The 23,551-nt window shown below is 41.4% G+C and carries 23 protein-coding genes; 19 read left to right on the forward strand and 4 right to left on the reverse strand.

Translation table 11 applies throughout. From position 1 onward, the window contains the following. Positions 1 to 266 precede the first annotated feature (266 nt). Positions 267 to 3,074, forward strand: a complete 2,808-nt coding sequence (locus FBB35_RS22665; RefSeq protein WP_174711515.1) for a TIR domain-containing protein — start codon at positions 267 to 269, stop codon at positions 3,072 to 3,074. A 133-nt stretch (positions 3,075 to 3,207) separates the two neighbouring features. Then, positions 3,208 to 5,946 carry a peptidoglycan-binding protein gene (locus FBB35_RS22670; RefSeq protein ID WP_174711516.1) on the forward strand — a complete coding sequence of 913 codons (2,739 nt, stop codon included), beginning with the start codon at positions 3,208 to 3,210 and terminating at the stop codon, positions 5,944 to 5,946. A 17-nt stretch (positions 5,947 to 5,963) separates the two neighbouring features. Here FBB35_RS22670 and FBB35_RS22675 read toward each other — a convergent pair whose 3' ends face one another. After that, positions 5,964 to 6,758 (reverse strand): MinD/ParA family protein, encoded by a 795-nt coding sequence (locus FBB35_RS22675; protein ID WP_174711517.1) that lies wholly within the window; start codon positions 6,756 to 6,758, stop codon positions 5,964 to 5,966. A 43-nt stretch (positions 6,759 to 6,801) separates the two neighbouring features. Further along, positions 6,802 to 7,863, reverse strand: coding sequence for a DUF3365 domain-containing protein (locus FBB35_RS22680; protein WP_174711518.1), 1,062 nt, complete (start codon positions 7,861 to 7,863; stop codon positions 6,802 to 6,804). Positions 7,864 to 8,298: 435 nt separating this feature from the next. On the opposite strand from FBB35_RS22680, the gene FBB35_RS22685 reads away from it, so the two are divergent. From FBB35_RS22685 to FBB35_RS22765, 17 genes are all read left to right on the forward strand, one after another. Beyond that, entirely contained in the window at positions 8,299 to 8,538 is a 240-nt protein-coding gene (locus FBB35_RS22685; protein ID WP_174711519.1) for a CTB family bacteriocin, read from the forward strand. Positions 8,539 to 8,618: 80 nt separating this feature from the next. After that, positions 8,619 to 8,858: a CTB family bacteriocin gene (locus FBB35_RS22690; RefSeq protein WP_174711520.1), complete on the forward strand. Its 240-nt coding sequence runs from the start codon at positions 8,619 to 8,621 to the stop codon at positions 8,856 to 8,858. 80 nt (positions 8,859 to 8,938) lie between these two features. Continuing rightward, on the forward strand, positions 8,939 to 9,178 hold the full coding sequence (locus FBB35_RS22695) for a CTB family bacteriocin (RefSeq protein ID WP_174711521.1): 240 nt from the start codon (positions 8,939 to 8,941) through the stop codon (positions 9,176 to 9,178). Between the two features lie 80 nt (positions 9,179 to 9,258). Continuing rightward, positions 9,259 to 9,498: a CTB family bacteriocin gene (locus tag FBB35_RS22700; protein ID WP_174711520.1), complete on the forward strand. Its 240-nt coding sequence runs from the start codon at positions 9,259 to 9,261 to the stop codon at positions 9,496 to 9,498. A gap of 80 nt (positions 9,499 to 9,578) precedes the next feature. Beyond that, positions 9,579 to 9,818, forward strand: a complete 240-nt coding sequence (locus FBB35_RS22705; RefSeq protein ID WP_174711520.1) for a CTB family bacteriocin — start codon at positions 9,579 to 9,581, stop codon at positions 9,816 to 9,818. Between the two features lie 80 nt (positions 9,819 to 9,898). Continuing rightward, positions 9,899 to 10,138: a CTB family bacteriocin gene (locus FBB35_RS22710; protein ID WP_174711521.1), complete on the forward strand. Its 240-nt coding sequence runs from the start codon at positions 9,899 to 9,901 to the stop codon at positions 10,136 to 10,138. An 80-nt stretch (positions 10,139 to 10,218) separates the two neighbouring features. Continuing rightward, positions 10,219 to 10,458, forward strand: coding sequence for a CTB family bacteriocin (locus FBB35_RS22715; protein ID WP_174711522.1), 240 nt, complete (start codon positions 10,219 to 10,221; stop codon positions 10,456 to 10,458). An 87-nt stretch (positions 10,459 to 10,545) separates the two neighbouring features. After that, positions 10,546 to 10,788 (forward strand): CTB family bacteriocin, encoded by a 243-nt coding sequence (locus FBB35_RS22720; RefSeq protein WP_174711523.1) that lies wholly within the window; start codon positions 10,546 to 10,548, stop codon positions 10,786 to 10,788. Between the two features lie 64 nt (positions 10,789 to 10,852). Beyond that, positions 10,853 to 11,110 carry a CTB family bacteriocin gene (locus FBB35_RS22725; RefSeq protein WP_174711524.1) on the forward strand — a complete coding sequence of 86 codons (258 nt, stop codon included), beginning with the start codon at positions 10,853 to 10,855 and terminating at the stop codon, positions 11,108 to 11,110. 29 nt (positions 11,111 to 11,139) lie between these two features. Next, positions 11,140 to 11,379, forward strand: coding sequence for a hypothetical protein (locus tag FBB35_RS22730; RefSeq protein ID WP_174711525.1), 240 nt, complete (start codon positions 11,140 to 11,142; stop codon positions 11,377 to 11,379). Further along, positions 11,376 to 11,801, forward strand: coding sequence for a hypothetical protein (locus FBB35_RS22735; RefSeq protein WP_174711526.1), 426 nt, complete (start codon positions 11,376 to 11,378; stop codon positions 11,799 to 11,801). The genes FBB35_RS22730 and FBB35_RS22735 overlap by 4 nt, the downstream gene beginning before the upstream one ends. Positions 11,802 to 11,945: 144 nt before the next feature. After that, entirely contained in the window at positions 11,946 to 12,173 is a 228-nt protein-coding gene (locus FBB35_RS22740) for a bacteriocin (protein ID WP_174711527.1), read from the forward strand. A gap of 188 nt (positions 12,174 to 12,361) precedes the next feature. Further along, entirely contained in the window at positions 12,362 to 13,459 is a 1,098-nt protein-coding gene (locus FBB35_RS22745; RefSeq protein WP_174711528.1) for a cyclic nucleotide-binding domain-containing protein, read from the forward strand. Between the two features lie 234 nt (positions 13,460 to 13,693). Beyond that, the gene (locus FBB35_RS22750) at positions 13,694 to 15,136 is read left to right on the forward strand and encodes an NHLP bacteriocin system secretion protein (protein WP_174711529.1); all 1,443 of its coding nucleotides are present in this window, start codon (positions 13,694 to 13,696) and stop codon (positions 15,134 to 15,136) included. 2 nt (positions 15,137 to 15,138) lie between these two features. Beyond that, positions 15,139 to 17,382 (forward strand): NHLP family bacteriocin export ABC transporter peptidase/permease/ATPase subunit, encoded by a 2,244-nt coding sequence (locus tag FBB35_RS22755; RefSeq protein WP_174711530.1) that lies wholly within the window; start codon positions 15,139 to 15,141, stop codon positions 17,380 to 17,382. A gap of 200 nt (positions 17,383 to 17,582) precedes the next feature. Next, positions 17,583 to 20,510, forward strand: a complete 2,928-nt coding sequence (locus tag FBB35_RS22760; RefSeq protein ID WP_174711531.1) for an NHLP bacteriocin export ABC transporter permease/ATPase subunit — start codon at positions 17,583 to 17,585, stop codon at positions 20,508 to 20,510. Positions 20,511 to 20,632: 122 nt separating this feature from the next. Next, positions 20,633 to 21,226 (forward strand): DUF3455 domain-containing protein, encoded by a 594-nt coding sequence (locus FBB35_RS22765; protein ID WP_174711532.1) that lies wholly within the window; start codon positions 20,633 to 20,635, stop codon positions 21,224 to 21,226. 75 nt (positions 21,227 to 21,301) lie between these two features. Here FBB35_RS22765 and FBB35_RS22770 read toward each other — a convergent pair whose 3' ends face one another. Both FBB35_RS22770 and FBB35_RS22775 read right to left on the reverse strand, forming a co-directional pair. Then, a complete protein-coding gene (locus FBB35_RS22770) occupies positions 21,302 to 22,000 on the reverse strand; it encodes a response regulator transcription factor (protein ID WP_174711533.1) in 699 nt (232 codons plus the stop codon). Between the two features lie 225 nt (positions 22,001 to 22,225). Continuing rightward, positions 22,226 to 23,350 carry a response regulator gene (locus FBB35_RS22775; RefSeq protein WP_174711534.1) on the reverse strand — a complete coding sequence of 375 codons (1,125 nt, stop codon included), beginning with the start codon at positions 23,348 to 23,350 and terminating at the stop codon, positions 22,226 to 22,228. Positions 23,351 to 23,551 lie beyond the last annotated feature (201 nt).

The raw sequence follows: 23,551 nt of genomic DNA on the forward strand, positions 1-23,551 counted from the left end.
GGATGAAAAAGAAAGTAGGTTGCCGTCATTTGAACATTTATTTTAAGCTTTGTGTCAAAATAGCTGATTTTGATCTGCTAGTGATAAAGCGCCTAAAATATCATCATATATTAGGAATATATAAACGATCAAGTAATTCTTTTTCTGAAGTATATAGATTTTTTACATAGATAGTAAACAAACAGTATTTTAATAAGAGAAGACAGGAAGACATTGGTCAACTTACCACCTAAACTAAATTTTATTAAGTATTTATAGAAATTTATATGGCAGAGGCTTTTATTTCCTACTCCCGCAAAGATAAAGAGTTCGTCAAAAGGCTTTATGAAGCACTCAAGCAACAAAAGCGAGATATATGGGTGGACTGGGAGGGAATTCCGTCCACGGCAGATTGGCGGAAAGAAATTTATGAAGGAATTGAAAGCACTGATAATTTTATCTTTATTATTAGTCCAAATTCAGTCGTTTCTAAAGTCTGCCGTGAAGAGATTGAACACGCCCGCAAGCACAATAAACGTTTAGTGCCAATTGTATGGCAGTATACTGAGGGTGTTCATCCCGAATTAGCCAAAATTAACTATATTTTCTTTGAGGAAAGTAATGATTTTGAGGAAGCCTTGCAATCATTACTCAAAGCCCTAGATACTGACCTAGCTCATGTTAAACAGCATACCCGCTTAATCATGCGAGCCTTGGAGTGGGATCAGAAAAAACGCAACAATAGTTACTTGCTAGAAGGTAGTGAATTAGAAGAAGTAGAGCAATGGTTCACTAAAGGGGCAGGTAAAGAACCTTTGATCACACCACTCCAACAAGAGTACATTGGCGAAAGTCGCAAAGCCCAAAGGGTACGTCACAGAACAAGATTTATTGCTTTGACTTCAGGGTTGGTAATTTCAACAGGATTAGCTATTGTTGCAGCAATTGGGTGGAAGGAGGCCATTAACCAACGGATAGAAGCACAAAAATCGGAACTCCGAGCTTTAATTTCTGCGTCAGATGCACGTTTTACCTCGAATAGAAATACAATTGATGCCTTGATAGAAGGTTTAAAAGCCGGGAAGAAACTTAAAGAACTAGATAAAGTCCAAGTCAACATTCTTGATGCTTTCATAGAAGGTTTAAAAGCCGGGAAGAAACTCAAAGAATTAGATAAAGCCAAAGCCGACATTCCAATTAAAGAACAGCAAGAGGTGATGAAGGTACTGGGACAGGCGGTTTACTGGGTAAGAGAACGCGATCGCCTCCAGGGACACAGCAATTATATCCAAAGCGTTAGTTTCAGCCCCGACGGAGAAGCGATCGCTACCGCTAGTGGAGACAACACCGTAAAACTTTGGGACAAACAGGGTCGTTTGCTGAATACTTTAAAAGGACATCCAGATCAAGTCCTCAGCGTAAGTTTCAGCCCCGATAGTCAAATTCTTGCTTCTGCCAGTTATGACGGAACAGTGAAACTTTGGAAAAAAGACGGCAACGAACTTAAAACCTTTAAAAAGCTGAATACTGCAATTCGGGTTGTAAGTTTCAGTCATGATGGTAAGATTCTTGCCTCTGGTGATGAGGACGGCATAGTGAGACTTTGGAACGTACAGGGTCAAGAACTTAATATGCTCAAGGGGCATACAGGCACAATCTATAGTTTGAGTTTCAGCCACGACGATCAAATCCTTGCCTCTGCCAGTTATGACCGCACTGTAAAACTGTGGAACAAAGACGGTAAGCAACTTAAGACCCTGGAAAAACAAGATAGTACAGTCACTAGTGTAAGTTTTAGTTCTGACGATACTCTTGCCTCTGCTAGTTTAAGTGGAACAGTGAAACTTTGGAATCCTGATGGTAAATTTCTTTCAAGTCTTAAGAGATCAGAACCACAGAGTAGTCCCATCTACAGCGTCAGTTTCAGTCCCGATGGTCATACCCTTGCCACGGCTAATAATGATAACAGCGTGACACTATGGCAGAGAAATGGCCAGGAACTTACTACCTTCACAGGACACAGTGGTGGAGTCAATCAAGTTACTTTCAGCCCCGATGGCCGTACCCTTGCATCTGCTAGTCAAGATAAGACGGTAAAACTATGGCAAATTGATCGCCCTTGGCAGACAATTCTCTCTGGACATCAGGCTGGTGTCAATCGCGTCAACTTCTCACCCGATGGTAAAGAGATCGCTACCGCCAGTGATGACGGAACAGTGAAACTCTGGAATCAGCAGGGTAAGCAGATTAAATCGCTGAAGAAGATCAGTAACTCCAAAATCTGGGATGTGAATTTTAGCCCCGATGGTCAGATAATTGCTGCTGTCAGTTCTAACGAAGGGGTGGTGAGACTGTGGAATCGCCAAGGTCAGTTACTGAATATTTTATTAAAGCATAGCGATCGCATCCAGAGTGTGAGTTTCAGTCCAGACAGCAAGATAATTGCCACCTCCAGTGATGACAAAACGGTGAAACTTTGGAATCAGCAGGGTCAGTTGCTTAAAACTTTAAACCATAACGCAGCTGTCTATAGCGTCAGTTTTAGTCGAGACGGCAAGATAATCGCTACTAGTAGTGAAGACAAAACAGTAAAACTCTGGAATCAGCAAGGTCAGTTACTTAGAACTTTAAACCATAACGCTGCTGTTTACAGCGTCAGCTTTAGCCCTGATAGTCAGGCCCTTGCCAGTGCTGGTGCAGATGATAGAGTAAAACTTTGGCAGATTGACGGTCGTGCGATCGGCAGTCTGGATGGGCATCTTGCTGCAATTTGGCAAGTAACTTTTAGCCCTGATGGTCAGATGATAGCCACTGCTAGTGATGATAAAACAGTGAAACTTTGGCACAAAGACGGAACTTTGATTATTACTCTGACCGGTCATGGTGGTGAGGTGAATGGAATCAGTTTCAGCCCAGATGGTAAGACTCTCGTTTCTGGCAGTAAAGATGGTACAGCTATTTTGTGGAATGTGGAAAACCTCACTCTAGATAATTTGATGGGGCGTGGGTGCGATTGGCTGCATGATTATCTAGCCAATAATTCTCAAGGTCAAAGCGATCTTTGTGATGGAGTTAAAACTCAGGCTAAATATTGAGTTAGCCAATTTTCACTATTATTTCAGCTGATCTAATGCTTCAAGAAAAGTAATAAACCTTAAATACTTTTTTGCATAAAAAGAATCATAACGATAGATAACAATAACAGCATCAATCTGAGAGGAAATCACCGTGGCTAAAAAATCAACAGGCTGGGTACCAGACTACCCCGATTTTCGAGACTACCGCATGGACGAAATAGATCAGAAGTTAACGATCACAGTTCAAGATGTCCAGATAAATGATGATGATTCACAAAGTAGTATAGAAGAATTATTTGAGTTATTAAATTCAATTAAAAATGGACTAAAAGTAGAAGAACCTATCAAAAATACACTTGATGAAAAGTTTAAAAACTTTGGACAAAAGATAAGTAAAGGTTTTAAACTAATCAATGCTAAAGCTATTAAAGAACAAATATTTTTAGCACCTGGTTGTGCAGGTAAGGAAGTCTATAATCTTCAACGGAAGTTGCTGAAGTTGAGTAGTTACGAGAATAAATTCGAAATTTGTATAGAGGAGATAAAAAATTTAAAAAAAGCTTTTGAAGAATTAGATTATATAGAATATGGTTATTTTGGTAAAAATACGAATGAGGCAGTAAAACTATTCAAAAAGATTTTTTCACTTGCATCAGATGACAAGGTTGATAGTGTTGTGGATAAAATTACACTCTATACTTTAAATCAAGTTTTAGAGATTCTAGAAAATATAAAAATAGAAACAAATTATCCAGATGAAGTCAAAAAGCTGGGAATGTTTGATGAAGAAATTAAAAAAATTCAAATAAAACTGAATAGACTAGGTTATCTCAATAATTTAGGAGAAAATAACGGGGCAATTCAAGGATTCTTTGATTATCTAACACAAGATGCAGTTCAAGAATTCCAAAAACAGAATTGTTCACAATATAATTTAGAAGTTGATGGGATAGTTGACGATAATACAAACAAAGCTCTAGATTCTCTAGCTCAAAACTATAACAACCAACAGAAAAAAGCTTACGGAGATGAGCAAGTTAAAAAACTACAGCAACTTTTACGTGAATTAGGGGAATTTGATGGACAAGTAACAGGATATTGCGGATTACAAACAAAGATAGCAATCGAATCATTTCAAGCTAAATATGGACTAGTGGTAGATGGTCTAGTTGATTCGCCAAAAACCTTGGAAGTATTAAATTACCTAGTTTTGCTAAAAAAACAACAGCAGTTAGTTTTACCTGCATCCTCATCAATACACATAAGCCTTTATGAAATCATTTTAAGAGTTTTTGAAATTTTTGAATTTAAGGCTGAAGATTTTGTTAGCGAAAAAGGGTTTCAAGTAGTCACAGATAGTGATAAATCTGATATTAGTCAACACCAGCGTGTACTGAAGCGATCAATTGATATGATGGTTAAATTAGTTGCTCAACTAATTTCTCCTTTAGCTCAACATAGAAATCTTGAAAAAGCTGTACGAGATGGCTTAGAAAAGCTAGATCAATACTTCAATAAATCGGAATACGTTAACTGTATTCGTAAAGATAATATAGAACTTTCTAGGCGAATGAGGTACACCCAAATCTCTTTTACCAAGTCTAATAGCTATACTGTAAACAAAAAATCTTTTCAGCAAGATTTTTTGGGAAAATCTAGTACTTTCTCGCCAGAGGAAAACGAAAAAAACTTATTTAAAGACTGGGATTTTAATCCACTGTCTTTATATATAGCTCTTTCAACAATTTTAAATTTAAAACTATCCCTGAAGAATATTAAAGAAACAAGTGAACACAAGGATATCAAGGATAGAATAACAACCTCTTTTAATAAGATAGATAATATATTTAAATCTCTCAAAAATTTAGAGGTAAGTTTAAAAAATTATAATCCTCCAGATCAGGACGAAGAAAACTCAAAAAATAAACATAAAAATCTTAGAACAATTATCCAAATACTACCAGAACTCCAAGATGAACAAAATGAGTTGCAGAAAAACCTGGAGTTTCAAAGTGATTTACAACTTTTGGTACAAGGTAATTTACAGAAATGTATTATACCAAAACAAAAAGAAGGAATAGATGGTAAGATCGTATATCTATTAATGCCAGAATTTGTAGATTTAAGCTTTTGGTGTTCCCCAGTTGAAGACCAAGGGTCATTGGATTCATGTACAGCACACGCTGGTGTTGCTTTAATGGAGTACTTTGAGAAAAGAAGTTTTGATAGATATGTCGATGCTTCTCGACTCTTTCTTTACAAAGCAACACGCAATCTTATGCATCGTCAAGGTGATGCAGGGGCATCTCTTCGGGAAACTATGAAGGCAATGGCATTATTTGGCGTGCCTCCAGAAGAGTACTGGCCATATACAGAAGACAACTTTGATGAGGAACCAACCCCTTTTTGTTATTCTTTTGGTCAAAGTTATCAAACGCTGAAATACTTCCGTCTCAATCCTTTGGGCACTACAGAAGATATACTGTTATTCCGAATTAAAACAGCTTTAGCTGCTGGTTTTCCCTGCGCCTTTGGGTTTACTATGTATTACTCAATTGAGGATTTAAACCCAAGTGGTCATATTCCATACCCAGTTAAAAACGATAAGGTAAAAGGAGGTCATGCCGTTGTTGCAGTTGGCTACGACGACCATAAAATAATAGAAAACGCTGATGGAAGTAGACGATCGCAAGGAGCATTGCTAATCAGAAACTCTTGGGGAACCGATTGGGGTGAAGGGGGCTATGGTTGGCTTCCTTATGACTACGTATTAGAAGGGTTGACAAATGATTGGTGGTCGCTGCTCAAGTCTAAGTGGTTTGAGACAGGACACTTCGGCTTAGGAGCAAACAATTTGGGTGGAGGAGATCCACCTAATAGGCCAAGGTAGAACCCTCTGTCTGGAGCTTATTTGGCAAACAATCTGGCTCCAGAACCAGTGATTTGTTTAGCGATCGCACTAATTTTTTGAGTCCATGAATGATCTGGATACCGCAAACAAAAGATTCCACCACTACCTAATTCAAACATCTCTTCACAAACAGGGAGTATTCCAGCCACAGGGGTTTTGTAAGTATTCTCCACTCGTTTTCCTAACTCTTTGAAATCTAAAGATGGCAGAGCTTTGTTGATCACTATTAGCATTTTAGGTACTTCTAACTTACGAGCAACATCTATCGCTACTGCTGTACCCTGATAATCCTGTTTATCTGGACGAAGAATCAGCACCAAGACATCAGAAAGAATAATAGATAGCAATGTTTCTTCGTTAATGCCAGGATGAGTATCAATCAACAGATAGTCAAGTTTTAAACGACGAACTAGATTATGTAAACCATCATTCAGGCGACGTGCGTCATAGCCCTCGCGCAAGATTCGAGAAATGTCACTCATCTTAATGCTGGAAGGAATTAGATGAACACTTCCCTGGCGACCAAAAAATGTTTGTTTTTGTTTGAGAATTGCGCTAACGTCATAAACGGCTTCTTCAATTTGACAACGACCCCAGAGATAATCGTTTAAGGTGTAGCGGATTCGCTCTTGTTCAAGACCAAATAGAACGTGGATTCCAGGAGATTGGATATCTGTATCAACTATCCCGACTCGCTTTCCAGAACGAGCGATTAGGGCAGCAAGATTACTCGTGACGTTTGACTTACCAGTTCCGCCTCGGAATGAGTGAATAGAAATAATTTCAGACATAATAAATCCTCAATACTAATTTTTAATTCGTAATTCTTAATTATTAATTTGGAGTATTCCGTTTATTTCTGATTGCTTTTGCCTCCTCCTGCAATTTTAGAAAAGTTTTTGATTCAGCAATTTCCGCAACTTCACGCGCACGTTTAGCTTCATCAACTTCTATACGCAGTGTATGTAACTGTTGTTTGAACTGTTGTTCACGGGCAGAAATTTCATGCACCATGCGTTGAAAAACTCGTCCTAATTGTCCTAATTCATCATGACGTTGCACAATCGATGTTAGCTTTTCACGATCGTACTCTTGTGCCTCTTCGACACTAATTTCATTCATACTAATTTTCTGAGCAAGTTGAGCCATTGGTTTAAGCGGTTGTAGTACATTTCGCTTTAACAAATAATTAATGAGCAAAATCATAATGGCAAAGATCGTAATAAATAAGCTAATGAATAGAACAAAAGCACGATGAGCATCTTCAAAGACTTGCTTGGCAGGAATATAAATAATTTGTGTGCCTAAAATTTCATTGAGTTTCCACCCAAAGCCATTTTCTGAACCATAACTAGCAATCTGACTTTTGGGAGCAACTTCAGGAGTGCTATGACAGCGTAGACACGTTGGATTATTAATGGAAAATGGACGAGCGTTATAAAACATTTTCTCGTCATAAGAGTCACGAAAACCGGATATGTTTTTCAACCCTGGATCATTGCGAAACTGTTCGATAAGTTCCATTTCAAATACATCTGCTTTATCTCGTAAGTTAGTCGGATTTAGGTTGGCATCTTTGTATAAAAAATCTTTAAATTCTTCGTTTTTCCGAAGATTTTCAAACACTTCCCTTGCCGCAAAGCTGGGAACACTTTCAGGGATAAATGTTGATTGAGTGCCCATCATCGGTGTCAGAAGAGGGTTGATACGCGTGTTAGTGTAATTTCTGACTGAGTTCATCGTTTCTGCAATAACTTGGCTGCGATAACCGATTTCGGCTTCTGCTTTTTGCTCAAGTGCATGAGATAAAGCAAAACCACTAACTGCGATCGCACCGATGAACACCAGCAATAAAAGTAAAGTAAATTTAGTTGCTAATTTGAATCTATTAAACATTGTTGTTTGAGTTTTTATTTACAACATTGCTAGAGACGGATAACTATAATTTCTTAATTTAGTTGAGTTAGTGATGGATGTAGAATACTTTCATTTATTAGGATCAATCCTAGTTTTGCATTCATGCTTCTACGTTTAGTCATACTACGATATTGCAGTGAAATGCCACATCTGAAAGCAAATCCATGACTTTTGTAGTAACTAGCTTGGTTAGCCTATGACGAAAGTCTTACCTATTGCCCACTACTATATAGCGAAAGTTAGACCACATCTACTTACTTCGCTTAGGTAAAATCCTAGACGTTTTTCAGATGTACATAACTAAGTTGATTTCGTATTCTAGAGACATCAAGCGAGGGAAGCGGTAAGCGACTAACCAGCAAATCACTCTTTCTGCTTGATACAACACACATTACACATTAAGGAGAAAACATCATGTCTGACAACATTAAGCCCGTAGAATTATCTGCTGAAGAATTAGACAACGTTGCTGGTGGTGCTTTTAGCTTCGTCGATGCTGACAACTACAACGCAATTGATCAACAAGCTGGTGCAACTGTTATCGGCCCTAATGGCGGTATTAGTTCTTTGAACACTCAGCAAACTGCCGTATCTCATCAAAGTTTGCACGAAATCAAAGCAACTGGTTTCTTTCCTACCACTCTTGAAAGTTAGTAACTAATTACACAGGGTAGAACTCAATAAAGCGTTCTACTTGATACAACACACATCATACACATTAAGGAGAAAACATCATGTCTGACAACATTAAGCCCGTAGAATTATCTGCTGAAGAATTAGACAACGTTGCTGGTGGTGCTTTTAGCTTCGTCGATGCTGACAACTACAACGCATTGGATCAACAAATTGGTGAAACCGTTCTTGGTCCTCATGGTGGGATTGGCTCTTCCACTGCTCAACAAACTACTGTATCTCATCAAAGTTTGCACGAAATCAAAGCAACTGGTTTCTTTCCTACCACTCTTGAAAAGTAGTAACTAATTACACAGGGTAGAACTCAATAAAGCGTTCTACTTAATACAACACACATCATACACATTAAGGAGAAAACATCATGTCTGACAACATTAAGCCCGTAGAATTATCTGCTGAAGAATTAGACAACGTTGCTGGTGGTGCTTTTAGCTTCGTCGATGCTGACAACTACAACGCATTGGATCAACAAATTGGTGAAACCGTTCTTGGTCCTCATGGTGGGATTGGCTCTTCCACTGCTCAACAAACTACTGTATCTCATCAAAGTTTGCACGAAATCAAAGCAACTGGCTTGTTTCCTACCACTCTTGAAAAGTAGTAACTAATTACACAGGGTAGAACTCAATAAAGCGTTCTACTTAATACAACACACATCATACACATTAAGGAGAAAACATCATGTCTGACAACATTAAGCCCGTAGAATTATCTGCTGAAGAATTAGACAACGTTGCTGGTGGTGCTTTTAGCTTCGTCGATGCTGACAACTACAACGCATTGGATCAACAAATTGGTGAAACCGTTCTTGGTCCTCATGGTGGGATTGGCTCTTCCACTGCTCAACAAACTACTGTATCTCATCAAAGTTTGCACGAAATCAAAGCAACTGGTTTCTTTCCTACCACTCTTGAAAAGTAGTAACTAATTACACAGGGTAGAACTCAATAAAGCGTTCTACTTAATACAACACACATCATACACATTAAGGAGAAAACATCATGTCTGACAACATTAAGCCCGTAGAATTATCTGCTGAAGAATTAGACAACGTTGCTGGTGGTGCTTTTAGCTTCGTCGATGCTGACAACTACAACGCATTGGATCAACAAATTGGTGAAACCGTTCTTGGTCCTCATGGTGGGATTGGCTCTTCCACTGCTCAACAAACTACTGTATCTCATCAAAGTTTGCACGAAATCAAAGCAACTGGTTTCTTTCCTACCACTCTTGAAAAGTAGTAACTAATTACACAGGGTAGAACTCAATAAAGCGTTCTACTTAATACAACACACATCATACACATTAAGGAGAAAACATCATGTCTGACAACATTAAGCCCGTAGAATTATCTGCTGAAGAATTAGACAACGTTGCTGGTGGTGCTTTTAGCTTCGTCGATGCTGACAACTACAACGCATTGGATCAACAAATTGGTGAAACCGTTCTTGGTCCTCATGGTGGGATTGGCTCTTCCACTGCTCAACAAACTACTGTATCTCATCAAAGTTTGCACGAAATCAAAGCAACTGGCTTGTTTCCTACCACTCTTGAAAAGTAGTAACTAATTACACAGGGTAGAACTCAATAAAGCGTTCTACTTAATACAACACACATCATACACATTAAGGAGAAAACATCATGTCTGACAACATTAAGCCCGTAGAATTATCTGCTGAAGAATTAGACAACGTTGCTGGTGGTGCTTTTAGCTTCGTCGATGCTGACAACTACAACGCATTGGATCAACAAATTGGTGAAACCGTTCTTGGTCCTCATGGTGGGATTGGCTCTTCCACTGCTCAACAAACTACTGTATCTCATCAAAGTTTGCACGAAATCAAAGCAACTGGCTTGTTTCCTACCACTCTTGAAAGTTAGTAACTAATTACACAGGGCAGGACTCAATAAAGCAGATTGCTTGATCAACCATACACATTACATATTACACATTAAGGAGAAAACATCATGTCTGACAACATTAAACCCGTAGAATTATCTGCTGAAGAATTAGACAACGTTGCTGGTGGTGCTTTTAGCTTTGTCGATGCTGACAACTACAACGCATTGGATCAACAAATTGGTGAAACCGTTCTTGGTCCTCATGGCGGGATTGGATCTTCTACCGCTCAACAAACTACTGTATCTCATCAAAGTTTGCACGAAATCAAAGCAACTGGTTTCTTTCCTTCCACTCTTGAAAGTTACTAACTAGAACTTAATAAAGCGTTCTGCTTGATAAACAATACACATCATAAATTAAGGAGAAAACATCATGTCTGATAACATTAAGCCCGTAGAATTATCTGCTGAAGAATTGGACAACGTTGCTGGTGGTGCTTTTAGCTTTGTCGATGCTCACAACTTCAACTTTTCAGATAAGCAAAGTAGTGCAGTGATTATCGGTGCTGATGGCGGCATTGCATCCTTCAACAGTCAGGAAACTACTATATCTCAACAAGATTTGCATGAAATCAAATTCACTGGAGAAGAATTCCCTAGCGGAATTCCTAGTAATTTTCTAGGCTCATAATCAACACCACAAGGAGAACAACAACGATCATGGAAAATGTGCAGCCTAATGAAATGCTGGAACTATCCAATCAAGAACTTGATTATATTGCCGGTGGCGCAACTAGCGATGTCTTTGGAACAAACGCAAATGCCATAGATGCTCAGTTTGGGTTTGTGGAAATTCCTAAAGAAGGCGGCATTAAGAGCGTTACCTTTCAAGTAAGCGTTTTCTCTGAGCAAGACCTTAGAGAGTTTAAGGAAGCCGGTATTTCTAGCCCTGAAGCTTGAGCTGGATTTCTCAGTTTGACGAATTTCGGGAGCAGGAGGGGTTGTTAACCATAAGCCTAGCAGCCAGTCGGTTAATTCCCTCCGCCTTATTTAACTTTAACATGTGGGGTCAAGGAGCTTCTATGTCAGGTGACGAAATTACTCCGAATGATGAAGCGATCGAACTATCAGATGAAGAGTTAGACGATGTAGCTGGTGGTTTCAATTTACAGTTTACATCTATACGATCTCACAGATCAACAAGGGGATTTAGCCAACAAACATCACGAGGACGAGGGTTTCACTCAAAACGGTCGGCTTTTCATACAGAGACAACAGACTCTTCTGTGTTCCACCTCTCTATCACCGACGCGACAACAGAGGATATAAAGGCTCTTGGTGAGTTGTTTGGAGATATATCTGCGATCGAAGGTTCTACATAAACGGAGTTTCTCAAATCAATCAATTGCAGTTGGACAAGTTTTGCTCAACTGCTTTCTGAAATTATTCTTGTGTGATTAATAATTTCACTTTCATAAAATTAAGCCAATTTATTAATAAATGAAATGACAAGGAAAAAAATGGCAATGGAAAACAAAAAGCAAAATGAATCACAAGAGCTATCGGCTCAAGAACTCGCAAATATTTCGGGTGGTATTGCCGTAGGTGAGCATTATCCAGGCGATTATCCTACTGACAATCCATATAGCAATGTAGCTGAAGCGATCGCAAAAAAGCTTGAGAATATAAAGTTTCCTTCTTGGAATGACAATAAACCAATAAGCGTTGAGCCGAATGAAGGTCGCGGTGATTGATGCTAAAAACCTGTAGCAACTCATCAACCTAGTTCAATCGCGCAATGGGGAGTTAAACAATTCAAAATTCAAAATTGCGGAAAGTCTAAGTTAAGGCTTCCCTATATCTGAACCATAAATTAAATTACGAATTACGAATTACCCCTCTCCATTTCTCTCCCGTTAGCAGAACACAAGGAAGTTAAATTATGACAGAAGTTCTACTTAAGGAACTGACAAATAGCGATATTGACTGGATCTTGGCAACGGGTCAAAGAGAAGAAATTACTGCTGGTACGATCCTCATCCGCCAGGGAACACCTGTTGATGCTCTCTATATTTTGCTTGATGGCGCATTAAGCGTTTCTGTCGCTCAGGCTGACGATAATCCCATTGGTCGGGCATTTGCAGCCCTTGAAGGTGGTGAACTATCTGGACGAGAGGTTGCGTTGCTGGCAAATGGTGAAGTTGTAGGAGAAATGCCTTTTTTAGCCTCCTACCAATCTTCAACTACAGTCAAAGCCGCTAGAAAGTCCCTGGTGTTGATGATTCCTCAGCAGCAGTTGATTCAAAAATTGCAAGAAGATGTGACGTTTGCAGCCCATTTTTATCGAGCGATCGCAGTTCTACTTTCTCACCGATTAGAGCAGATGATCGGTCAAATTGGCCAAAGCACAGTCGTGCTTTTTCAGCCCCAAATTCGAGAAATCTTATTTACATTTGCAGAATTAAATGATAGCGATATTGGTTGGATGATTGTTGCAGGTAATGCCATGAGACTTCCTGCGGGAACGGTGTTGTTTCAAGCCGGAAGACCCGTTGACGCTCTCTATATTTTATTAGATGGCAAGATGGTGGCTTCCATTGCTGAAGATACAAGCAATCCTCTCACCCGCGCCTTTTCAACTTTAGAACAGACAGATCATATCGAACGGGAGTTTGCTCAATTATCACGGGGTGACATAGTTGGCGAAACGCCCTTTGTCGAAGCCAGTCCACCTGCGATGACAATTCGGGCGGTTGAGGATGCGACTGTGTTATCGATTCCCAGATGGCGGCTTTCTGCCAAATTGTTACACGATGTGGGTTTTGCTGCCCGATTTTATCGAGTCTTAGCGATTTTGTTAGCAGATAAACAGCAAGGAATCATCAATAGTCTGGGTTACGGCAGGATTAATTATAGCTCAGGTAAATCTTTAGATGAACGCTTGACTTATGAAGATGAACTGAGTTCTAGCTTTTTGGCTCAAGTGACACTGGCGGGGACTCGATTTGATTGGATGCTGAAGCAGATTCGCGGTAATTGAACTGGGGATTGGGTACTGGGGACTGGGGATTGGGGATTGGGTATTAGAAAAAATTTACTCTTTATCTCTATTTCTAATCTCTATCTCTGTTGTCTTTAGCTCTTAATTTAAAGTATTCAATTCCCAGTCCCCAGTCCCCAGTCCCTAATCTCCAATCCCCAGTCCCCGGTCCCCAGCCCCCAGTCACTAATCCCCAGTCCCCAGTCCCTAATATACAAATTGAATGGAGTCAGTATGGTAACGACCAACAAAAGCAATCTATTCCGCAAAGAAGCACTCGATCGTTTATCCTCCCCGGAGCGGCTCGATCAACTCATGCAGGTGGTTCAACCAAAGAAGTGGATTCCGTTAACTGCGATGGGATCTCTAATTGCCGTTGGACTTGTTTGGAGTGTTTTTGGTCGCATTCCCATTACCGTAGCTGGACAAGGCGTAGTGGTTTTTCCTAGCAAAGTCGTTGGATTCCAGTCTCCTAGTTCCGGGCAGATTCTCATGCTTTTTGTTCGTACAGGCGATGAGGTGAAGAAAGGACAGGTACTAGCGACAATTGACCAAACTGAACTTCAAGATAAGTTGAAACTTGCACGAGTCAAGCTTGCTCAACTTCAGGAACAAGACCAAAATGCCAATTCTCTGCAACTTCAGCGAACGGTTTTAGATAAGGGGGCGATTGGGCAACAACGTCAAGCACTCCTGCAAACTCTCAAAACAACCCAATCACTAACGCCAATTCTCAGAAGTAAAGGTCTGGAGTCGATTCGGCAAGAGCGTCAGAACTTACAGGAACAGTTGCAGACAACGCGAGATTTGATGCCCACGTTCAAAGAACGATTTGACATTCGCCAAAAGTTACGCGAAGAAGGAGCAGTTTCGAGTGATACCGTTCTTCAGGCACAACAGGAATTTCTCAATAGTAAAACCAAAATCAATGAAATCGAATCGCAACTGAAACAACTCAATGTTAAAGAAGCTGATGCAGAACGAGAATTTTTAGCAAATATCAATTCAACAAAAGAACTGCAAGCACAGTTAGCAGTACTAGATAGTAAGTTTGCTGGACAAGCAGAACAAGATTTAGCTATTTCTACTAATCGCAGAAAAGAAATTCAAGACACCCAGCGAGCGATCGCAGAATTAAAATCAGAAATCAAAGCAAACAGTCAGGTTACTAGCAATTTCAATGGACGAATTCTAGAACTTTCTGCTGTTCCTGGACAAACCCTGGAAAAGGGCGCTCGCATTGGCACAATCGAAGCTAGAGACTCTGGGAATAAGTTAGTTGGAGTGGCATTCTTCCCGGTCAGCGAAGGCAAAAAGATTCAAAAAGGTATGGAGTTGCAAGTCACTCCTTCGACCGTTAAACGAGAACGCTTTGGTGGTATTATCGGGAAAGTCACAAGTATTTCTGCATTTCCGGTTAGTAAGGAAAGCGCATCAAGTGTTGTCGGTGGTCTAGAAGTTTTACAAGGGTTAACCACAGAAGGCGCACAAATTCAAGTTTTTGCGGAACTTGAGCCAGATCCCTCGACTAAAAGCCATTTTCGGTGGTCATCCTCTAAAGGGCCAAATAGCCAAATTACACCGGGAACCACTACCTCAGTCCGTGTGAAAGTGGATGAACAATCCCCGATTTCCTTTGTGTTTCCGATTCTGCGATCGTGGAGTGGAATGTATTGATTATGCGGCAAATTCAATCACAAATTGGGCTACGATTTAAAAAAATTCAACGGCTCATTAGCCGTCCCGATCGCCGTCGTCGGACTCCCACCCTCTTACAAATGGAGGCAGTAGAATGCGGTGCAGCCGCACTGGGGATTATTTTAGGCTATTACGATCGCATTGTCCCCCTTGCAGAACTCCGTCAAGCTTGTGGTGTTTCACGAGATGGCAGTAAAGCATCTAATATTCTCAATGCGGCTCGTAGCTACGGATTACAGGCAAAAGGCTTTAAGGTCGATTTGGCTGGGTTACGCAAACTGCAATGTCCTTATATTGTCTTTTGGAATTTCAACCATTTTCTAATAGTCGAAGGATTTGGCAAAGACAAAGTTTATCTTAACGATCCTGCCACTGGGCCGCGCACAGTTTCACTCCCAGAATTCGATCAGTCTTTTACCGGGGTAGTACTAGTTGGTGAACCGAGTGCAGAATTCCAGCCAGGAGGACGGAAACCGAGCCTGACATTATCCTTATGGGATCGATTGCAGAGTTCTCTGGGAGCGTTGATTTATTGTGTGATCGCCGGCTTGCTGTTAGTGATTCCCGGATTAGCCATCCCTGCGTTCTCCCAAGCCTTTGTTGATAATGTCTTGATTGAAGGCAGAAGTGATTGGTTGCGACCATTAATTTTAGGGATGATCCTCACAGCCATATTGAATGGTTTTTTAACATTGCTTCAGTTGCAATTTCTGCGACGCATGAAAATTAAGCTAGCGGTGGGGATGTCTAGCCGATTTTTGTGGCATATTCTACGGCTACCAGTGAGTTTTTACGATCAACGATTTGCTGGAGAAATTAGTAGCCGTGTCCGCCTCAACGATAGCTTGGCAAACCTGCTTTCAGGAAGATTAGCGACGACAGTAATCTCAGCCTTCACCGTTATCTTTTATGCCGCAGTCATGTTGCAATATGATGTCGTTCTGACTGCGATCGGCATTGCCTTTGTAATCGTGAATGTCAGCGTGTGGCGATGGGTTTCACGGCAGCGCGTTGATGCCAACTTGCGATTAATGCAAGAACAAGGCAAGGTCAATGGCGTAGCGATTTCTGGACTGCAAAGTATGGAAACGCTCAAAGCATCCGGGCTAGAGTCAGAATTCTTTTCGCGGTGGGCAGGTTATTACGCTAAGGCAATTAATGCCCGCCAAGAAATGGATACGACTAATCAAAACCTGGGTGTGTTGCCGTCATTTCTCACCTCCATTACATCCATGCTTTTGCTAGCGGTGGGAGGGCTACGGGTAATGGATGGCGTACTCAGTATTGGGATGCTCATTGCCTTTCAAGCCTTGATGCAAAGATTTTTAGAGCCTGTAAATAATCTGGTGAGTTTAGCGGGTGAACTCCAGGAAATGGAAGGCAATTTGGGTCGGTTAGATGATGTGTTACGCAATCCGATCGACCCTGCCGTAGAGCGAGACTTTAGTATATCGCCAACTCAACTACCTGCCGCAAACGTTCGGCTTCAGGGTTATGTTGAACTCCGTAATATCACCTTTGGCTATAACCGCTCTGCACCTCCCTTAATCGAAAATTTCAGTCTTTCACTTAAACCCGGTCAACGTGTTGCTTTAGTTGGTGGCAGTGGTTCGGGTAAGTCAACCGTTGCCAAGCTGGTGTGTGGATTATACGAACAGTGGGCAGGAGAGATTTTATTTGATGGTAAACCCAGAAAACATATTCCGCGATCGATTCTCACTAATTCAATTGCCCTAGTTGAGCAAGATATCTCGCTTTTTGCAGGTACTGTGCGCGACAATCTCACGCTTTGGGATTCGACTGTGCCTTTTAGTAACCTGGTTCGCGCTTGTAAAGATGCTGCTATTCAGGATGTTGTGCTTTCCATGCCTGGAGGTTACAACGCTGACCTTGCAGAAGGGGCATCTAATTTGAGCGGTGGACAGCGACAAAGATTAGAAATTGCCCGCACTTTAGTGAATAATCCAGCGATTTTGGTGATGGATGAAGCTACCAGTGCGCTAGATGCTGAGGCAGAAAAAACGATCGATCAGAGACTCCGGGAGCGTGGCTGTACTTGTGTAATTGTGGCGCATCGGTTAAGCACAATTCGCGATTGTGACGAAATTATTGTCTTCGATCGCGGCAAGGTGGTGCAACGGGGTAGCCATGAGGAATTGCAGCAGGTTGAAGGTAAGTATTTGCAATTAATTCGCAGTGAAGGGGAAGCGGCTCAGGAGGAGTGATTAGAATTAAAAATTAAAAATTAAAAATTAAAAATTGCGGAAAGGTCAGAGTTAAATCTGTTGTTTGATTTTAGAGAGTTGGTGTTGATTAATGTTTGTCTGAAATTTTATCCTAATCTCGGATGAAGCAAGAAGAAATATACACGTTAAATGTCAAAAATTATTCGATTTTATATTAATTTTAGGGAGCAGGAATAGATATGTTAGATCAGATTCGCAGTGCCACTCTGCCGGGAGAGTACTATCACTTCAAAGGCAATGAGCCAATTATTCTCAATGACCCGAAGACGATTTGGATCGTAAAATCGGGTTCATTAGCTGTGTTTGCGATTCCGGTGAAAGAGGGAATTGCTGAGGGAAGTCGCCGCTATTTATTTACTACCCGAACTAGACAGGCAATGTTTGGCATCATTAGTGATTCTCAGCCGATACCGTATCAACTGCTGGCGGTGTCGATTGAAGAAACGGAACTTATGAAAGTTTCAAGGAAAGATTTTCGGGAATTTATTACCGATCGCAATGGCGAAGCCGTAACTTTAATCGAGGGGTGGATTGAACAACTAGGATTGGCGCTGTCTTCTATTACTCCACCTGGACTGCCGTTTCAAGAAGAAGGGGTTCGCTATTTCTCACTCAGCAGTGGTCAGATTTTCCAACCACAGCGAGAACTTGTATCCTGGGTACAAATTCAGCGTGGTTACGCAGTTTGGATGGGGTTTGAGCAACTGTTAGTCATGCCTCAATCAGGATTGGTGCCGTTGAGTGCAGATATGTGGTTTCAAGCTGAAGATACAACCGAGCTAGAAATCCTAACTACGTCTGAAATTGAGGATGGGAATACTCTGTTGAGGGGGATTTTCCAAATTCAAGTCTACTTTCTTCAGAGCCTTTTTCTTCTGGAACAGCAGGAAAAAGCGGTAGAATTAAACCGATTTCAAGAACGGCAACACCTCAACGATCATGTAATGAAGGAGACGCTGGGCGAGTTAGCCTCGTTGCTGCAATCTCCGCAAAGTGCCGCTTCTGCTCAAATTGAAGCCAATGATTTTGACCAAGCTTTGCTGATCGCTGCGGGTGCTGTGGGTCGGACTTTGGGTGTGACGATTCGACCACCAGCCAAGTCTGAAGACCTAAAACGAGTTCAAGATCCGCTACAAGCGATCGCTCGTGCTTCTCGTTTGCGAACCAGAACGATCACTTTGCAGGGTCAATGGTGGAAGAAGGATTGCGGTGCGATGTTGGCTTACACGCTAGAAGATAACAATCCTGTGGCGCTGTTACCTGTATCTGATACCCGCTATGAAATTTTTGATCCAATTAAGCGATCGCGCACTCCGGTTAATGCTAAAAGTGCAATTAAACTGGCGCTCACCGGGTATACCTTCTATCGCCCATTACCTGATAAAGTCCTCACCACCATCGATTTACTGAAATTTGCTCTCCAAGGACACTACAAGGAATTGTTGATTGTCTTGGCTGCGGGTATGGCAACGAGTTTATTAGGAATGATTGTCCCTCAAGCTATGGCCATCTTGATTGACAGTGCCATTCCTGATGCCAATCGCGGTTTATTGGTGCAAATTGCCTTAGCGCTGCTAGCAACTGCATTTGGTAGCACCTTGTTTCAACTTGCCCAAGGCTTTGCAATCATGCGCGTGGAAACCTTTGCCGATGCTTCCACCCAAGCAGCAGTCTGGGATCGGTTATTGAATCTAAAAGCATCATTCTTCCGTCAGTACTCAACTGGAGACTTGAATTCACGGGTAAGCGCCATTAGCCAAATCCGCCAAAAGCTCAGTAGCACGGTTCTTAGAAGTATTTTCACCAGTTTGTTTGCGTTTTTGAATTTAGGACTGCTTTTTTACTACAACGGTTCACTAGCATTAATTGCCACTCTTGTTGCTTTTGTCAACATTACTATTACTCTGGTTTCAGGAATTTACACTCTGCGGAAGGTTCGTCCCTTACTAGAGTTACAAGGGCAACTCTCAGGGGTAATGGTGCAGTTAATCAACGGCGTTAGCAAATTGCGAGTTGCAGGCGCAGAAGCCCGCGCCTTTGCTTTTTGGGGAAAACAGTATAGTCAGCAAATCAAATGGATGCTGAGTACCCAAGGCATTGAAGATGCTCTGGCTGTGATTAATAAAATCTTGCCTGTATTGACTACAGCAATCCTTTTCTGGTTCGCCAGCAGTTTACTTCAGCAAGCCAATTCCCCAGAAGGTGGTTTATCTACAGGTGTATTTTTAGCATTTAATGCGGCATTTGGCACATTTATCGGTGGAGCTACCAGTCTCAGCAGCACAATTATAGATGTTTTGCAAGTGGTTCCTTTGTGGGAACGAGCGCAGCCGATTCTCGAATCCAAACCAGAAGTTGACTCGGAAAAAACTGATCCAGGTCGGCTTTCTGGGCGAGTGGTTGTGGATCATGTAATTTTCCGGTATCGAGATGACGGGCCTTTGACATTGGATGATGTTAGCATCCATGCTGAACCTGGGGAATTTATCGCTTTTGTCGGAGCTTCGGGGAGTGGAAAATCAACCCTGTTCCGATTATTACTGGGGTTTGATGTCCCGGAATCTGGCACGATTTATTACGACGGACAAGATTTAACCGGGTTGGATATTCATGCAGTGCGTCGGCAACTAGGAGTTGTGATGCAAAATAGCCGATTGACATCTGCCTCTATCTTTGAGAATATCGCCAGTGGAGCAATGATCTCGATGGATGAAGCGTGGGAAGCGGCGCGGATGGCTGGCTTTGCCGAAGATGTCGAATCGATGCCAATGGGAATGCACACGGTAATTAGTGAAGGAGGAACTAATATTTCTGGAGGACAACGGCAACGATTATTGATTGCCCGATCGCTAGTATTAAAACCCAAAATCTTGTTATTTGATGAAGCCACCAGTGCCTTAGATAATCGCACTCAAGCGATTGTCAGTCAAAGTTTAGAGCGTTTGAAGGTGACACGAATTGCGATCGCTCACCGTCTGAGTACCATTCGCAACGCCGACCGCATCTATGTATTCGAGAATGGTCGCGTAGTCCAAGAAGGCAGTTTTGATCAACTCGCCAATCAACCAGGACTGTTTGCCCAACTGATGGCGCGACAAAAGCTTTAAGGGCAGGAGACAGGGAGCAGGGGGCAGGGGAAGCAGGGGGAGGGAAAGTCGTAGTGAAGTTCAGAAATTGGATAATTTATTTTTTGGAGTTCCCTAAAAGGACAAATGAAGGAGAAAGCATTATGTCATCTACTTTTTGTAAAATTATTCAGATAAATTGCAGCCTCGTTTTTTCACTGCTGATGTTGAATGGATGGGGTATTTCTGTAAAAACTGCGATCGCCGGAACTATGGAGCCTGCCCAACGCATAGCGGATGTAGCTCCAATCCCTGATACTATAAAAGTCCCAAATGGTGAGCAACTTCTTCTAAAAGCATCTGCCAAGGGTTCACAAATCTATATCTGCAAACCGAAATCAGAATCTCCTGAGCAGTATGAGTGGACGCTTAAGGCTCCCGATGCCGTGTTGCTGAATGAGCAAGGGCAAGATTTGGGCAAACATTATGCAGGCCCAACCTGGGAAGCCAAAGACGGTAGCAAAGTTTTAGGTAAATTGAAATCTAAGGTAAATGCACCACAAGATGATGCCATTCCCTGGCTATTAGTAGAAGCGCAATCTCATGAAGGAAATGGTCTCTTCCGCCAAGTCAATTGGGTTCAACGGATTAACACAGTTGGTGGAAAAGCCCCTGTTCAAGGGTGTGATAAATCATCTGAAAACAGAGAAATTAGCGTAAAATATACGGCTGATTACTTATTTTATAAGATTAAATAATGAATATTAACAAACAAGGGGCAAAAGCCCCTTGTTGAAATATTTTATATAAGAATTGTTCTATCGTTCTCCGGTTTATTCGGGTAGGTTCCCGGATAGTTTCTTTTCTTGATTGAGAACAGAATTTGCATAGATTGCCAGTTGCGATCGATTTTTGAGATTGAGGCGGTTTAAAATACTCGTCACATGAGTTTTTACCGTTCCTTCGGTAATATAAAGTTGTTGGGCAATTTCGCGGTTCGTTGCACCAACACCGATCAAACATAAAACCTCTTGTTCTCGTGCGGTAATTTCCGATGGCTTTGATGAAGCGGAATTTTGGCTAGCTGAAGCTGAAGCTACTTCCGTAACTAATAATTTATCAAATAACCCCGGTCCAAATTGAGTATAGCCAGAATGCCCAAAGCGAATTGCATCTGCTAGCTCACTTGAAGGCATATCTTTAAGCAAATATCCTTTTGCACCTGCACGCATTGCCCCTGTTAAATAAGAATCATCATCAAATGTACTCAAGACGAGAACTTTGATATTAGGAAAGCTTTGCATAATCAGTTTTGTTGCAGTTCGTCCATCCATTTCGGGCATCCGAATATCCATTAGCACCACATCGGGCTGAAGTTCTGCAACAAGCTCTAGAGCAACTTTACCATTCTCAGCATCACCGACCACTTCCAAATCAGGTTCCTGTTCTAGCATTGCTTTCAGTCCCTGACGAATGAGGCTCTGATCGTCAACGATTAACAGGCGAATAGGAGAGGATTTATCATTTTTCATGGTAATTATCTCTTTCTGGTTTTGATGAACGATCAATAGATATCTCCAAAAATTAATGAAGCATTACCTGAGACCCTTGTAGAAAAGTTACAACATTTAATAATGGGGCATTGGGCATTGGGCATTGAACATGAAGAAGAGACAAGGGAGACAAGGAAGAGGGGGGAGACAAGAGAGAGACTTGTTCAATAATTCCCCCTTGTCCCCCTTGTCCCCCTGCCTCCCCTATCCCCCGCCCAGTCCTCCTCCCTCATCTCTGGGAAAGTTAGCAACAATCCGACAACCAGCGCCCGGTTTACTGACAATTTCTAGCTGGGCATTTACTGTAGCCATTCGTTCTCGCATTCCCTGGAGTCCGTATCCGGCAACGGATTGATCGCATTCAAAGCCTTTCCCGTTATCTTGGAGTATCAACGATAACCCCGCCGCCGTTGTTTGAATTCTAATTTGAACAGCTGTGGCATTGGCGTGTTTATAAATATTGGTTAGCCCTTCTTGGATAATGCGATACACAACATGATTTACTGAATCGGAAAGTGGTTGTGACAAATCAATTTTGCAGTATGGTAAGACATCGGTGAGGTGATAAAATTCCTCTGCAAGGTTAGCGATCGCATTTTCGAGTAATTGTCCGTGGAGTGGATCGGAGCGAATTGCCGAAACTGATTCCCGCACCTCTTGTAAAGCTTCAGAACCCAATTTTTTCGCTGCTAATAAAAACGATCGCGCCCGATTAGGATCGGTTTCCCAAAGGGTTAATGCTGTTTCCATTTGCACATTTAGCGCTACGAGGGAATGTCCTAGAGAGTCGTGGATGTCACGCGCAATGCGATTGCGTTCTTCTAGCGCCACCATTTCCTCGATGCGTTGATTCAGCGCTTTTTGATGATCGAGCGATCGCCTTAGTTCTGCTTCTGTCTCCTGCAAGCGACGATTTTGCTCCTGAAGTTGCATTTGTAAGCGACAAAGTTTGAGTTGATGCTCCATCCGAGCAACCACCTCTTCAATCTGAAAAGGTTTGTTAATAAAATCAACGCCTCCAACCGAAAAGGCTTTCACTTTATCAAATACCTCATTCAAAGCACTTATAAAAATGACAGGAATCTCTTGTGTTTGAGGATTAGATTTCAGTCGCTGACATACTTCATAGCCGTTCATTCCGGGCATGGTAATATCGAGCAGAATTAAATCTGGAGGTTGAGCTTGTATGCCAATTAACGCCATAGAACCATTGGTAACACTCCTCACTTCGTATCCTTGCTCGGTAAGCATTGCTGATAAAAGGCGAAGATTATCTAGAGTGTCATCAACTATGAGAATATCTCCCTTGGATGATTGGCTTAATTCCATACTTCTCAAAGGGCTAAGAGAGTCGTTAATTATCAAGCTACTGGTAACGTAATGTAAATAAATTATGGATTAGAAATGATAATAAATTCCATCCATGTAACAAATCTATTGATGATATTGGTAATTTCCAAGGCACTGTTAAATTTACATTTATTTATATAATTATTTTATATCCGTCTACCTACTTAGGTTATTTTTATT

The organism is Nostoc sp. TCL240-02, assembly GCF_013343235.1.
GTDB lineage: Bacteria > Cyanobacteriota > Cyanobacteriia > Cyanobacteriales > Nostocaceae > Nostoc.

Coding starts and splice junctions, on each gene's coding strand:
- FBB35_RS22730 (WP_174711525.1), top strand. CDS start 11,140: ATGGAAAATGTGCAGCCTAATGAAATGCTGGAACTATCCAATCAAGAA.
- FBB35_RS22720 (WP_174711523.1), top strand. CDS start 10,546: ATGTCTGACAACATTAAACCCGTAGAATTATCTGCTGAAGAATTAGAC.
- FBB35_RS22745 (WP_174711528.1), top strand. CDS start 12,362: ATGACAGAAGTTCTACTTAAGGAACTGACAAATAGCGATATTGACTGG.
- FBB35_RS22685 (WP_174711519.1), top strand. CDS start 8,299: ATGTCTGACAACATTAAGCCCGTAGAATTATCTGCTGAAGAATTAGAC.
- FBB35_RS22695 (WP_174711521.1), top strand. CDS start 8,939: ATGTCTGACAACATTAAGCCCGTAGAATTATCTGCTGAAGAATTAGAC.
- FBB35_RS22740 (WP_174711527.1), top strand. CDS start 11,946: ATGGAAAACAAAAAGCAAAATGAATCACAAGAGCTATCGGCTCAAGAA.
- FBB35_RS22710 (WP_174711521.1), top strand. CDS start 9,899: ATGTCTGACAACATTAAGCCCGTAGAATTATCTGCTGAAGAATTAGAC.
- FBB35_RS22770 (WP_174711533.1), bottom strand. CDS start 22,000: ATGAAAAATGATAAATCCTCTCCTATTCGCCTGTTAATCGTTGACGAT.
- FBB35_RS22760 (WP_174711531.1), top strand. CDS start 17,583: ATGTTAGATCAGATTCGCAGTGCCACTCTGCCGGGAGAGTACTATCAC.
- FBB35_RS22775 (WP_174711534.1), bottom strand. CDS start 23,350: ATGGAATTAAGCCAATCATCCAAGGGAGATATTCTCATAGTTGATGAC.
- FBB35_RS22765 (WP_174711532.1), top strand. CDS start 20,633: ATGTCATCTACTTTTTGTAAAATTATTCAGATAAATTGCAGCCTCGTT.
- FBB35_RS22700 (WP_174711520.1), top strand. CDS start 9,259: ATGTCTGACAACATTAAGCCCGTAGAATTATCTGCTGAAGAATTAGAC.
- FBB35_RS22715 (WP_174711522.1), top strand. CDS start 10,219: ATGTCTGACAACATTAAGCCCGTAGAATTATCTGCTGAAGAATTAGAC.
- FBB35_RS22705 (WP_174711520.1), top strand. CDS start 9,579: ATGTCTGACAACATTAAGCCCGTAGAATTATCTGCTGAAGAATTAGAC.
- FBB35_RS22690 (WP_174711520.1), top strand. CDS start 8,619: ATGTCTGACAACATTAAGCCCGTAGAATTATCTGCTGAAGAATTAGAC.
- FBB35_RS22680 (WP_174711518.1), bottom strand. CDS start 7,863: ATGTTTAATAGATTCAAATTAGCAACTAAATTTACTTTACTTTTATTG.
- FBB35_RS22675 (WP_174711517.1), bottom strand. CDS start 6,758: ATGTCTGAAATTATTTCTATTCACTCATTCCGAGGCGGAACTGGTAAG.
- FBB35_RS22665 (WP_174711515.1), top strand. CDS start 267: ATGGCAGAGGCTTTTATTTCCTACTCCCGCAAAGATAAAGAGTTCGTC.
- FBB35_RS22755 (WP_174711530.1), top strand. CDS start 15,139: ATGCGGCAAATTCAATCACAAATTGGGCTACGATTTAAAAAAATTCAA.
- FBB35_RS22750 (WP_174711529.1), top strand. CDS start 13,694: ATGGTAACGACCAACAAAAGCAATCTATTCCGCAAAGAAGCACTCGAT.
- FBB35_RS22725 (WP_174711524.1), top strand. CDS start 10,853: ATGTCTGATAACATTAAGCCCGTAGAATTATCTGCTGAAGAATTGGAC.